This is a genomic window from Mammaliicoccus sp. Q-M61 (assembly GCF_022386055.1).
Taxonomy (GTDB): Bacteria; Bacillota; Bacilli; order Staphylococcales; family Staphylococcaceae; genus Mammaliicoccus; species Mammaliicoccus sciuri_A.
Map to the genome: position 1 here is coordinate 1 of NZ_JAJNJL010000016.1, position 14,238 is coordinate 14,238.

At 34.3% G+C, this 14,238-nt stretch carries 10 protein-coding genes; 7 read left to right on the plus strand and 3 right to left on the minus strand.

Annotated features, from left to right (window positions below; all coding sequences use genetic code 11):
• The 7 genes from LQ677_RS14745 to LQ677_RS14070 form a co-directional block, all read left to right on the plus strand.
• On the plus strand, positions 1-2,096 hold a 2,096-nt coding region (locus LQ677_RS14745; RefSeq protein ID WP_275583297.1), incomplete at its 5' end, for a MucBP domain-containing protein.
• 143 nt (positions 2,097-2,239) lie between these two features.
• Positions 2,240-3,745 carry an accessory Sec system glycosyltransferase GtfA gene (gene gtfA, locus LQ677_RS14045; RefSeq protein WP_239749055.1) on the plus strand — a complete coding sequence of 502 codons (1,506 nt, stop codon included), beginning with the start codon at positions 2,240-2,242 and terminating at the stop codon, positions 3,743-3,745.
• Complete coding sequence (gene gtfB / locus LQ677_RS14050; RefSeq protein WP_239749056.1) at positions 3,738-5,057, plus strand: accessory Sec system glycosylation chaperone GtfB; 1,320 nt, start codon at positions 3,738-3,740, stop codon at positions 5,055-5,057. Before gtfA ends, gtfB begins: the two co-directional genes overlap by 8 nt.
• A gap of 207 nt (positions 5,058-5,264) precedes the next feature.
• On the plus strand, positions 5,265-7,601 hold the full coding sequence (locus LQ677_RS14055; protein ID WP_239749057.1) for an MMPL family transporter: 2,337 nt from the start codon (positions 5,265-5,267) through the stop codon (positions 7,599-7,601).
• 32 nt (positions 7,602-7,633) lie between these two features.
• Positions 7,634-8,185 carry a TetR/AcrR family transcriptional regulator gene (locus LQ677_RS14750; RefSeq protein ID WP_275583298.1) on the plus strand — a complete coding sequence of 184 codons (552 nt, stop codon included), beginning with the start codon at positions 7,634-7,636 and terminating at the stop codon, positions 8,183-8,185.
• Between the two features lie 367 nt (positions 8,186-8,552).
• Positions 8,553-9,860, plus strand: a complete 1,308-nt coding sequence (locus LQ677_RS14065; RefSeq protein ID WP_239749058.1) for an LLM class flavin-dependent oxidoreductase — start codon at positions 8,553-8,555, stop codon at positions 9,858-9,860.
• Between the two features lie 52 nt (positions 9,861-9,912).
• On the plus strand, positions 9,913-11,730 hold the full coding sequence (locus tag LQ677_RS14070) for a solute:sodium symporter family transporter (protein ID WP_239749059.1): 1,818 nt from the start codon (positions 9,913-9,915) through the stop codon (positions 11,728-11,730).
• 45 nt (positions 11,731-11,775) lie between these two features.
• On the opposite strand, the gene LQ677_RS14075 is transcribed toward LQ677_RS14070, so the two are convergent.
• From LQ677_RS14075 to LQ677_RS14085, 3 genes are all read right to left on the minus strand, one after another.
• On the minus strand, positions 11,776-12,189 hold the full coding sequence (locus LQ677_RS14075) for a DUF7679 family protein (protein WP_481817147.1): 414 nt from the start codon (positions 12,187-12,189) through the stop codon (positions 11,776-11,778).
• Positions 12,190-13,016: 827 nt separating this feature from the next.
• Positions 13,017-13,439 carry a lipocalin-like domain-containing protein gene (locus tag LQ677_RS14080; protein WP_037589130.1) on the minus strand — a complete coding sequence of 141 codons (423 nt, stop codon included), beginning with the start codon at positions 13,437-13,439 and terminating at the stop codon, positions 13,017-13,019.
• 36 nt (positions 13,440-13,475) lie between these two features.
• Positions 13,476-14,231 (minus strand): SDR family NAD(P)-dependent oxidoreductase, encoded by a 756-nt coding sequence (locus LQ677_RS14085; RefSeq protein ID WP_037589131.1) that lies wholly within the window; start codon positions 14,229-14,231, stop codon positions 13,476-13,478.
• Between the last annotated feature and the right edge of the window lie 7 nt (positions 14,232-14,238).

Here is a 14,238-nt window from a genome sequence, read left to right on the forward strand (position 1 = left end):
ATCTAGAAACAGAAGGCAACCCAACGGGAGAATATTCAAGAGATAATCAAACAGTGACGTATGTGTATCAAAAAGCAGACGGTCATGTAACGGTAAGATATGTGGATGAGAATGGAAACAAAATTCAAGAACCAACAACTTTGAATGGCAAAGTAGGAGAAGACTATAGTTCGACACATCCAGAACGAATCAATGAATACAATTATCTAGAAACAGAGGGTAACCCAACAGGAGAATATTCAAGAGATAATCAAACAGTGACGTATGTGTATCAAAAAGCAGACGGTCATGTAACAGTGAGATATGTGGATGAGAATGGAAACCCGATACAACCAGATACAGTATTGAATGGCAAAGTAGGAGAAGATTATAGTTCAACGCATCCAGAACATATAAAAGAATACGATATTGAGCGAGTAGAGGGTAATGAAACAGGTAAGTATTCAAGAGACAACCAAACAGTGACGTACGTGTATAAAAAAGCAGACGGTCATGTAACAGTGAGATATGTGGATGAGAATGGAAACAAAATTCAAGAACCAACAACTTTGAATGGCAAAGTAGGAGAAGACTATAGCTCGACACATCCAGAGCAAATCAATGAATACAATTATCTAGAAACAGAAGGAAACCCAACGGGAGAATATTCAAGAGATAATCAAACAGTGACGTACGTGTATAAAAAAGCAGACGGTCATGTAACAGTAAGATATGTGGATGAAGAAGGCACTGAAATTCAAAATCCAACAACTTTAAATGGCAAAGTAGGAGAAGACTACACTTCAACACATCCAAGCGAAATAGAAGGATATGATTATTTAAGAACAGAAGGCAACCCAACAGGAGAATATTCAAGAGATAATCAAACAGTGACGTATGTGTATCAAAAAGCAGACGGTCATGTAACAGTGAGATATGTGGATGAGAATGGAAACCCAGTACAACCAGATACAGTATTGAATGGCAAAGTAGGAGAAGACTATAGTTCGACACATCCAAGCGAAATAGAAGGATATGATTACTTAAGAACAGAAGGCAACCCAGAGGGTGAATATTCAAGAGATAATCAAACAGTGACGTACGTGTATCAAAAAGCAGACGGTCATGTAACGGTAAGATATGTGGATGAGAATGGAAACCCAGTACAACCAGACACAGTATTGAATGGCAAAGTGGGAGAAGACTATAGTTCGACACATCCAGAGCAAATTGGTAATTATAAACTCAAAGAAGTTAATGGTAGTGAATCAGGTGTTTATACTAGAGATCCGCAAACTGTAGTTTATGTATATGAAGAAATAACTTCAGAATCATCTAGTGAATCAACAAGCGAAAGTGACTCAGAGAGCACAAGTGAATCAACAAGTGAAAGTGATTCAGAAAGTACAAGTGAGTCAACAAGCGACAGCAGTTCTGAAAGTATGAGTGACTCAATGAGTGAGAGCGACTCAGAAAGTACAAGCGATTCAACAAGCGAAAGTGACTCAGAAAGTACAAGTGATTCAACGAGTGAAAGTGATTCAGAGAGCACGAGCGAGTCAACAAGTGAAAGTGATTCAGAAAGCACAAGTGAATCAACAAGTGAAAGTGATTCAGAAAGTACAAGTGAGTCAACAAGCGAAAGTGACTCAGAGAGCACGAGTGAGTCAACAAGCGACAGCAGTTCAGAAAGTACAAGCGATTCGACAAGCGAAAGTGACTCAGAAAGTATGAGTGAGTCAACAAGTGAGAGCGATTCAGAAAGTACAAGTGAATCAACAAGTGAAAGTACATCAGAAAGCATGAGTGACTCAATGAGCGGAAATGGAAGCGACGCTATGAATATAGATGAGACTTCAAATAAAGTTGATACTAATATGAACAATGTTGTTCAAGATGATAATTATGAAGTAAATACTTTAAATAATCATATTGAAGAAGATGCAGATTCTAATGAAATTAAGGATCATAATGGTGATCAGTCTTCTGATGATGAAAAGTTACCTGATACAGGTGAAACTAAACAGAATTCTGGTTTGATGAGTGGCTTACTTGCAGTCTTTGGTGGTGCTTTGTTATTTAGAAGTCGCCGTAAAAATAATCATGATAATCAGTAATTTTAAAAACAAGCTAAGAGAATGCACTCTTAGCTTGTTTTATTAAATGCAAATATTATATAATTATTTAAAAAGAGAATTGCGGAAGGTTAGTTTGTTTGTAATTTTTATAATTATGATAATTTGTAAGGACGGGACTTATTATGACAATATATAATATTAATTATAGTATTGGTTGGGCAAGTAGCGGCATCGAATATGCCCAATTTTATAGAGCTAAGATGCTACGCGAACAAAAGGAAAGTTTGAAATTTGTATTTTTAGACTTTATGACACGTGAGAACATTCAAACTTTAACAAGTCATATGGGATATTATGATCATGAAATTATTTGGATATATCAATATTTTACAGATATTAAAATTGCACCTACTACTTATACCATAAATAATTTAATTGATACGCTTGATATGAAAATAACACGTCGAGAAGAAAATAAAAAAATAGTAAAGTTGTTTAGTGAAACGAATCAAACATACGTGACATGCTTTCTAAAGGAACAAGGTAAGCCATATGTGGATAGAGCAGAATTTGTTTCTCGAGGAAAGTTAATCAGGAAAGATTTCTATACTTACACTAGAACATTCTCGGAATATTACGCGCCACATGAAAATAGAGCGAAAGTTTATATGAGACAATTCTATAATGAAGATGGTTCTATTGCTTATAACGAGTATTTAAATAATAACGGTCAGTTATATATGTTTAAGGATCAAATTTTCTATTCTAAAGAGGAATTTGTAGCTTATTTCATGAAATGTCTGCATTTAACATCAAGGGATATTGTGCTTATTGACCGGTCTAAAGGAATGGCTCAACCTGTTATTCAAAATAAAGGCGAGTCTCAATTAGGTGTTGTCATTCATGCTGAACATTATAGTGAAAATTCAACAACTGATGATTATATTCTATGGAATAATTATTATGAATATGTATTTTCTCATTCAAGAGAAATTGATTTTTATATTGCAGCAACAGATCGACAAAAAGCAGTTCTGAGTCATCAATTTAATCAATATTACGGCAATCTTCCAAAGATATATACAGTGCCGGTTGGTAGTATTCATGATGTGATTGTACCGGATAGTAGAAAGCCTTATTCAGTCATAACGGCATCAAGATTAGCCAGTGAAAAACATATAGATTGGTTAGTAAAAGCCGTTGTCAAAGCAAAACAATCTATTCCAGACTTGATATTTGATATATACGGAGAAGGCGCTGAAAGAAACATGCTTCAAAAATTAATCGATGAAAATGAAACAAATGACTATATCAAACTTTTAGGACATGTGAAGTTACAAGATGTATATGCGAATTATGAATTGTTTTTCGCAGGTTCAACGAGTGAAGGTTTCGGGTTAACATTGATGGAAGCTGTCGGCTCTGGTTTAGGGATGATAGGATTTGATGTCGATTATGGAAACACAACATTTATCAGTCATCATGAAAATGGTTATTTAATTCCATTCGATAAAAGTCACCAATCAGAACAAGAAATCGTCGATAATTTAGCCAATGCGGTGGTTCGATTTTTCAAAAATGATACTTCATCATTTCATGAGAAATCTTATGAACTTGCTGAACAATACAAGACTGACAATATTAAACAAAAGTGGTTTCACTTAATTGAAGAGGTGCTACATGATTAATCTATTTGAATCTTTCGATATACGAACACAAAGACTTTATAAAACATTTGAGAACGCAAAGGTGAATGTACAGACCATTGTCATTGAAGAAAATGGTTTCTTACCTTCAAATGTCATAACACCTTATCAGTTTTTCGCAAATAATGATGATCATGCTTCAAAACCTTTATTCTTTAACCAAGTGCCATTGCCAAGATTTTGGGAAATTGAAGGTAATAATAATTCAGCAGAAATTAAAAATATGGGCGAAGTAAAAGGTAGAATTATATATAAGAAGAACTACGGTTTTAGAATAGTTGAGCGAATTGAATGGTTGAACAAACAAGGTAGGACGCAAGTCATTGATTATTATAATAATAAAGGTTTAAAGTATGCGCAATTAATGGTTGATGATAATCAAAAACGCATTGTTAAACGATGGTTTAATGATCGAAATGAAGAAATTATAAGCGAGAATTTCGTAACGAATGATATTATGTTGAAATGGAACGATAAAGAGTATATCTTTCAATCAAAAGTACAGTTTGTCATATTTTATTTGAAAATGAGCGAAACACCTTTAGAAAGCTTTTTAATCAATTCTTTAGCTATACCTTTTGCAGTCCTTCATGATTTAAAAGTAGAAGGACACGACTATTTGTATTGGCAAGAACAAATGAAGGATGGTTTACCGGGAAATATGAAGCTTATGTTAGCTGATAAGACAAGAGGTAGTAAAATTTTAATACCAAGTAACGAGGAATACAATAAAGTACGTGAACTTGTAGAATCTGAACATCAAAGTAGAATTGCGAAAGCAGGTTATGTATACGAGTTTAAAAATAATCATAAAGAAGCGCGCAATGTACTTACATTAACGAACTCTGATCAGATTCCACATATTGAAGATATCGTTAAAGCTCACCCGCAATATCAATTTCATATTGTTGCTATTACTGAGATGTCTCAAAAGTTACTTCAACTTAATAAATATCATAATGTCACGCTATATCCTGTAGCAACTAAAGAGAAAATTCATACTTTGTATGAAATATGCGATATTTATTTAGATATTAACAAAGGTAATGAAATTCTGGATGCTATTAAAGTAGCATTTGAGTACCAGTTATTGATTTTAGGATATAAAGAAACAGTGCATAATGCAGATTATATTGCGAAAGAAAATCAATTCTCGTTAGAACATAAAGATCAATTAATCCATGCGTTAAAAGAGATAGAAGCGGACCCTTCATTAGCTGATACTAAACGAGAAAATCAATTGAAGCATGCAAGTTCAATACAAGCGCAAGCATTTGAAGCATTGTTTGAATAATAAATGTGTAAATAAAGAATAGAGAGTTACAGCCAAGGCATAGCACAAGCCTTGGCTGTTTTTTTAAATTTAAAACTACATTACATGCTCTAATGTAGTTTATCTTACATTTTGCCCTTAATTATCTCTACTATTTAAATGAGTACTCCATTATCTTGTAGTTATGTCAATATAGTTTAAACTACAATCGAAATTAGGAGGAAGATTATGGCAAATGTATTGTATAAAATAGGAACTTTTATGGCTAAACATAAAGGTTGGGGGGCTACTATTTGGTTGGTTATACTTTTATCAGTATTAGTACCAATGTTACTTACGAACCCTAAGTTTGATAATGATTTAACGATGAATGATTTAAAATCAGTCGATACGAATAATAAAATTAAAGATCATTTTAATCAAGATAGTGATAAGGCACAAATTCGTGTCGTTATAAAATCAGAGGATAAAGAGGGCATTGTTAAGCCTGATATTTCAAAGGATATTCAAGATTCATTGAAGAGTATTAAAGATGATGACAAAAAAGTCGATAGAATATCTGATCCATATGAAATGAAACAAATTAGTTCTGATAAGACAACAGCTATAGCAGAAGTTTATTATGATGTATCTGCAACGGCATTATCAGATGATTCAAGAGATAAAGTACAAGATAAATTTAATGATTTAGAAGATAAATATAATGTTCAAGTTGAATATACTGGAACAGGTATGAAGACTACAGATGTAGGTGCTACTTCTGAAATAGTAGGTATAGCAGTGGCATTTATCGTATTATTAATAACATTTGGTTCATTAATCGCTGCAGGTTTACCAATTCTCAGTGCAATTATAGGATTAGGTACAAGTGTGAGCATTATATCGCTATTTACATTAGCATTCGATATCCCAAACGTAACGTTAACGCTTGCTGTTATGATTGGCTTAGCTTTAAGCATCGATTATGCATTGTTTATTCTTTCGAGATATAAAGAGATTAAACGAGATGAACCTGACACAATAAAAGCAATCGGTTTAGCAACGGGAACTGCTGGTAGTGCAGTCGTATTTGCAGGTGTTACAGTCTTAATTGCTGTATTAGGTTTATCAGTGTTAGGCATCGATTTCTTAACGACTACAGGTTTAGTTGCAGCTATTAGCGTCATATTTGCTATGTTAACAGCGATTACGTTAGTACCTGTATTAGTTGGTATATTCCATAAGCATATTAAACCTAATAAACAGAACGTTCAAAATAAAAATGATGCAGATTCATTCTGGTCAAAATTCGTTGTTAATAAGCCTTTATTGGCTATTCTTGTAGGTTTAATCATCATTGTATTAGCGATTATTCCAGTAAAAGATATGCGTTTAGGTATTCCTGATGATGGCATGAATCCTAGCCATACGACACAACATAAAGCATACAACATTATTTCTGATAAATTCGGTGAAGGTTATAACGGTCAAATCGCGATGCTTGTGAATGTCAAAAATAAAAAAGATGATATGCAGGCACTTCAACAAGATTTACAAAGTTTAACGAAAGATGTAAAAGACATCAAAAATGTTGATACTGTCTTACCACCTATGATGAGTGAGAATAAAGATTATGCTTTAGTAATTATCGTTCCAGAAAAAGGACCAAATGACGAAACGACGAATCAATTAGTACATGATTTAAGAGACTATAATGATGATGCTAAAAAAGATTATAACTTCAAAACGGAAGTATCAAGTCAAAGTGTAATCAACATTGATATGGCAGAGAAAATCAATAAAAGTATTCCACTATTTGCGAGCGTCATAGTCGCACTAGCGTTCATTTTATTAATGGTTGTATTTAGATCTATACTTGTACCTCTAAAAGCTGTATTAGGATTTATACTATCGCTATTAGCAAGTATGGGTGTCACAACACTTATTATGCAAGATGGTGTCATGTCAGAACTATTTGGTATTGATACACCAGGTCCATTATTTGCGATGTTACCTGTCATTCTCATCAGTTTATTATTTGGACTAGCAATGGACTATGAAGTATTTTTAATGTCGAGAATACATGAAGAATATAATAAGACTAAGGATAATAAACTAGCAGTAAAATTAGGTATTAAAAAGAGTGGTCCAGTTATCGTTGCAGCAGCATTGATTATGTTCTCAGTATTTATCGCATTTGTATTCCAAGAAGATCCAATTATTAAATCAATGGGTCTGTCATTAGCTTTAGGTGTATTGTTTGATGCATTTATAGTACGATTAACATTAATTCCGGCACTTACAACTTTATTAGGAAAAGCAACATGGTTTGTGCCAGCGTGGTTAAGCAAACTGATTCCTCATATTGATATCGAAGGTCGTGATTTAGAACATACAGCTAAGCAAAATCAAACATATCATCAACCTACATCCGAAACGAATATGCATATCAATAGTCCATTAATGGATCAGCATATTGAAGTCGATGAACAAAATAAAGAAGAAATTTTGGATATATTGAAACAACAAAGTAACAATATTGAAAGCATTAATAAAATTTTGGCAGAACTCATTAAAAAATCATAAATGCCAAAATGAATACAAAGGAGGATTTACAAATGAAATCATATAATAAATGGGATTTAAGAGTACAAAAGACATACAAACTATTGCACACATCACTTATCACATTGTTAGAAAAACAAAGTTTCGATGAAATAACAGTACAGGCAATTTGTGATGAAGCAATGGTGCACAGAACAACATTTTATGCCCATTTTGAAGACAAATATCATTTGTTATCCTCATGCTTAGATTACATCATAGAACATGAAGCAGTTTTTACAGATATAACACTCTCGCCAGAGAAATGTTTAAAAGAATTGATAAAAATTGTAGATAAATATAAAGATGCATTTTCTCAAGTGATATCTAATAAGAAAGCGTCTATCCAAAATATTTTAAAAAAGAATATGTCAGAAGGTATCAAACAACATATTCATGAATCAGGGCATATATATGATTCATCACATATTGATATTATCATCGCAGCATATGTCGCTTCAGTACTTTCTATATTAGAAAATTACGTAGCCGAAGACATTGAAATCAATGAAAAAGATTTAGATAACATACTTAACACCTTATCTAGAATGTTTGCGTCGTTGTAAATATTAATTTCCCATCCCACCACACTTGTTTACTATGACCTTATCTTATTTCTTGGTATGATAAGCATGATATAAAGAATATTAAGATAAGAGGTGTTTCAAATGATGTTTATTGCTGCATTCATTCCTGTATTCATTGTTGGCTTTATTATTCTTGCGATTATGGAAGAGAAAAAGAAGAAAAAATAAGTTTTCGACTTTTTATATAAATTGAATTTATCTATACCTACCAATAATTGATGTTGGTAGGTATTTTTATTTTTAAAAATAAATTTTTTGAAAATTGTAAATTGACTCTATAAATAGACAATGGTAAGATATTTCTTATTAATCCAATCGGAATAATAAATAATGGAGGGGAACAAAGATGAAAAGAATGAAATTAGGATATTTTTTAACAGGTTTTGGACATCATGTTGCGAGTAGTAGACATCCTGAGTCTATCAAAAAGGGTGGTATGAATTTAGAGAAGACGATTGAACAGGCAAAGATTTTGGAAAAGGCTAAGTTTGATTTCTTGTTTGTATCAGACAGTTTGTATGTTGATAAGAAGACACATCCTGATATGTTTTCATTTTTCGAACCTTTATCACTCATGTCTATTGTAGCTAGAGAAACGAAGCATTTGGGTCTAATTGTAACGGGTTCAACGACATATTCTGAACCGTTCAATCTAGCAAGAATCTTTGCTTCTTTAGATCATTATAGTAATGGTAGAGCTGGTTGGAACATTGTTACTTCTGGAATTAATGCGACTGCATCGAATTTTAATGGAACAAATAATGTGGATCATGATTTAAGGTATGAGCAAGCGGATGAATTTGTAGAAGTTTCTAAACAGTTATGGCATTCATGGGAAGATGTGAATCCTGAAAAGTTACACGATGAAGGTAGATTATTGCCTGACTATCAACCTAAGACAATTGATTATAAAGGACGATTTTACAGTGTGAAAGGTCCATTAAATATTGAACAACCGCCTCAAGGTCACCCTTTACTTGTGCAAGCGGGTTCTTCTAAGAAAGGCATTGATTTTGCGGCTAAGTATGCAGAAGTCGTGTTTACCGCTCAGAATGATGTGGATGCAGCTGTTCGTTTTGCGGAAAATTTAAAACGTAAAGTTAAAGAAAAAAGAGGCGATCACCAAGACGTTGTGATTATGCCAGGAATATTCCCATTTATTGGTGAAACGAGAGGAGAGGCGGAAAAGAATTATAATGAGTTGCAAGATTTGATTCCGAAAGAAATGGGATTAGAATTACTATCTTCTTATTTAGGTGATACAGATTTAAGTGGATATGAATTAGATACACCATTTGAGGATGTTGAAATCGACCAAGGAAACAATATTCAAAGTCGTGTTGATTTGATTAAAGAAACAGCTAAGAAACATCATTCTACACTTGAAGATGTTATGAAACATGTAGCTGGCGCAAGAGGTCATCATATTATCGTTGGGACACCTGAAGATGTTGCAGATAGAATGGAAGAATGGTTTACGAAAGGTGCTGCTGATGGCTTTAATATTATGGCACCACTCAATCCTACACAATTCCAATTATTTGTAGATAAAGTGGTTCCAATATTAAAAGATAGAGGATTAGTACAAGAAGATTATAACGAAGGAACATTACGTGAAAAAATTGGATTAAGTTATGCAAAGCAACATAGTTAAGAACGATTAAAACAGTTAAAGCTGTTATTCTTCTGAAGAGGTGGTCAACAATATGTATGTAGCTTTTACACTTGTTTCATGTGCATTCTTTATCGGTATTGTCGCTTGGTATTCTTATTATAAGACGAAGAATACAGTAAATAGTTCTGGCGGATTTTTCTTAGGTGGCAGAGGATTAACTGGCGGATTTATCGCAGGTGCCTTAATTCTTACCAATTTATCTGCCGAGCAATTAATAGGATTAAACGGACAAGGTTATCAGAATAACTTATCAAGTATGGGATGGGAAGTAACTGCTGGATTTTCAGTCATTATATTAGCAACCATTCTATTACCCAAATATTTAGGAGGTGCCTTTACGACGCTTCCTGAATTTATAAATACGCGTTTCGACCATCAAACGAGACTATTAATTGTCGTGTTATTTATGGTGGGTTATGGCTTTATTACCATTCCTTCAGTACTGTATTCAGGCTCATTAGCTGTGATACAAATTTTTGATATACCAAATATGTTTGGCATTACGTACGAACAATCAATCTGGATCATCGTTTGGGTGATCGGCATTATCGGAATGCTGTATGCAGTTCTTGGTGGGTTAAAAGCAATTGCAATTTCAGATACATTAAATGGTATCGGTTTGTTGATTGTCGGAATACTAGTACCGATACTTGGATTTATTGCACTTGGCGATGGCAGTATGTTAGCTGGCATGAAGACAATCGCTACAGAACATCCAGAAAAACTTAATTCAATTGGGTCACAACAAGATGACGTGCCCTTTGGTTCGATTTTTACAGGTATGATTTTTGCTAATTTATTCTACTGGGGTACGAATCAATATGTGATTCAAAGAACACTCGGAGCGAAAAGTTTAGCAGAAGGTCAAAAGGGTGCATTATTCACAGGGTTTCTTAAGATACTTGTACCATTTTTAATGATGATACCAGGCGTTATCGCATATCATTTATACGGTTCAGGATTAAAGAATATGGATTTAGCTTATCCAACTTTAACTAAAGATGTCTTTCCGACATTTTTAAATGGTTTCTTTCTAGCTGTACTATTAGGTGCGGTATTCTCGAGCTTTAATGCGTTGCTTAATAGTGCATCAACATTGTTTGTTTACGATATTTATAAAGTACTCATCAATAAAGAAGCGACTGATAGACAAATGATCAGAGTGAGTCAATGGTTCGGCGTAATCTTGGCACTTATCACATTCTTTATTTCGCCAATGTTAATGAATGCACCACAAGGCTTATGGACAATCATTCGTCAGTTTACAGGATTCTTTAACATACCTATCATCGCAATCGTACTGGTAGGGATATTTTCAAAAAGAATTCCAGCTATCGGACCTAAAATTGTAATCATTTCACATGTCATTGTGTATTATTTACTCATATGGGGATTGCCGATGTTTTTCCATTATGAGATGACGATAAACTTTATTTACATACAAGGATTATTGTTTGTCATTGAAGTACTTTTAATGATTATGATTGGAGCAATTAAGCCATTAAGTACACCTTATCAATTCAAACCAAATCCTAAAGTAGATATGACACCATGGAAATATACCATTCCAGTGACAGTAGTCTTATTTGGGGCAATGACCTTTACATTCGTATTGTTCTCACCGATAGGATTAGCCTCACAGGAGAATATCGTTTCACCGTTGTTCTGGCCAGTGGTCATAGCGCTCGTCATAGTAGTGGGCGTTCTGTATTACGTCAGTCTAAAACAATGGTCATATAAATATGAATCAACCCTAAAGCAACAATACAATAAACAACTCAAAGAAGAATTAAATATAGAACAACAAGGAAATGTTTTACCGAATAGCTTAGAACAGTCGGTGAAATGATGAGAGATAGTGGGTTGATAAACAAAATAAGGCTGAGACATTACATTATGTCTTAGCCTTATTCTTATACCATTTTTTCCATTGGTAGTATTGATACATGATATTAATCTTAGACTTCAATTTATGATCGTGTCTTAAAAAAGCAGAGCTTCTCCAAAAGTGTTTCAAACCTTTCTTTGACCAATTATCAAATGTTAGAAACTGACCTCTTGTTCGCAGTGCTTTTGGTTTATTGAGATAGAATACATTTTTAATTAAGCCGACACCAATTAATGGTCGATAACGATTCTTTGCGCTATATGGTTCTAAAGGAATGTTGATTAAAGCATGTTTGAACATCTTAGTCCAAGTCTTCGGATTTTCTTTTCGATATATACGCATCGCTTCCTGTAAATCATTAGGCAATTGATAGTTCAGAAAACGTCCATCCAAGCGCTTAACTTTTACATAAAAATACATTTTAGACACAGATGAAAATTACCTCCGAGCGAAAATTAATACCATAATTATACAATAGAAATGTATGGAAGGTCTAACGAGAATGTAAGGTGGGAATGGGGGATGTTGGAGGTCTGAATATTGCAAGAGAGGTGTGACTAGCAATGTTGGGAGGCTGAATATTGCAAGTGGAGTGTGACTAGCAATGTTGGAGGTCTGAACATTGCAAGTGAGGTGCGACTAGCAATGTTGGAGGTCTGAATATTGCAAGAGAGGTGCGACTAGCAATGTTGGGAGGCTGAATATTGCAAGTGGAGCGTGACTAGCAATGTTCAGGACCTTATATTTATCAAGACTGGTGAAACAAGATAAATAACGGGCTTGTATTTATCAAGAATGCCCAAACAAGATAAATAAGCGCTCCGTATATTGCAAGACTCCCCAAACAAGCAACATAGAACTCCCGTATGTTGCAAGACTATCCAAACAAGCAACATAGAACATCCGTATGTTGCAAGACAGCCCAAACAAGCAACATAGAACATCTGTATGTTGCAAGACTATCCAAACAAGCAACATAGAACCTCCGTATGTTGCAAGACACCCCAATCAAGCAACATAGAACATACGTATATTGCAAGACACCCCAAACAAGCAACATAGCGCCCACTTTTCCTATTTCCCTCCGCCAACCCGCCAATCCAATCGACCAATCCTCCCTAGATCCATCAGCCTCCCTAAAAGATCCACCAGCCACTCCATCTCCAGCCCCATCCTCCCATCTCAAAACAGAAAAAAACCGGGACTGCCATACTAGTCCCGGTTTTCTCATCATCATTATTATTTAATTATTTCACACGTTCCCAAACGAGTTTTTGGTTGGGAACGTTACCGTTTATGATACTTAGTGTATCGCCTTCTAATGTGAAGATTCTTGGTTGTGTTTCTCCTAACCATGTTGGGTTCATGCTTACTTCCATTGTATGGTACACTGTTGAATTTTCTTCATCTAATTCAAATTTACCTGAGTATGCTACGTATCCGTGTGCTGCTGTAGCCATTTCATCTTGTGTACCTGTGTGTAAATCTCCTGATTCATATGCTGGACGGCCTTGTTGCATTAATTGTGCTGACATATAGCCGTCTGGGTTATACATGATAAATCCTGTTGCATCTTTACCTAATGGGAAAAAGATTTCTCCGTTTTCAGTTTCATCTTGATATCTTACTAATTTCCAAGTTCCGATTAATTGATCTTTTAAATTAGCCATTTGAACACTTCCTTAGATAATTTGTTTGTTTATAAATTATGCGTTAGAACCGCCTGATACACTGATTGTTTCACCAGTAATTGCTGAAGCACCATCTGATGCTAAGAATATTACAGTATCTGCAATTTCTGATGGTTCTAATAAACGATTCATTGGCATTTTACCTGTAATGTATTTTTCCATTGCTTCTTGTTCAGTAGAATTGTCTTGTTCTGCTAAGTGAGCAAGTTGATTTTCAATTAAAGCAGTACGAACTGGTCCTGGTAATACAGCGTTTGAAGTAATACCATCTGCTACAACTTCAAGTGCGACTGTTTTAGCAAATCCAATTTGAGCGAATTTAGAAGCAACGTAAGCTGATTTGAATGGGTCTGCCATTTCACCATGTGCTGATGAAATTGTAACGATACGACCTTTTTTCTGTTGTTTCATGCTTGGTAATACGTGTTTAGTCATTAAGAATGTACCTGTTTGAATAACACCGATAACTTGGTTCCATTTTTCTAATGGGAAGTCTTCTACTTTAGAAATAAATTGAATACCTGCATTGTTAACAAGTACATCTATTGGACCATATTGTTCAGTGATTTCTTTAATCGATTTTTCAATAGTTGGTTCATCTGTTACGTCTACTTGATAAGCGACACCGTTGTTTAAAGATTGTGCTGCTTTATCAGCAACTTCTTTACTCATATCAAAAATAAATACACGGTCACCTTCTTTATCAAAAGCTTGTGCGATTGCATATCCAATACCTTGTCCTGATCCTGTTACGATTACGTTTCTCATAATGTATAAC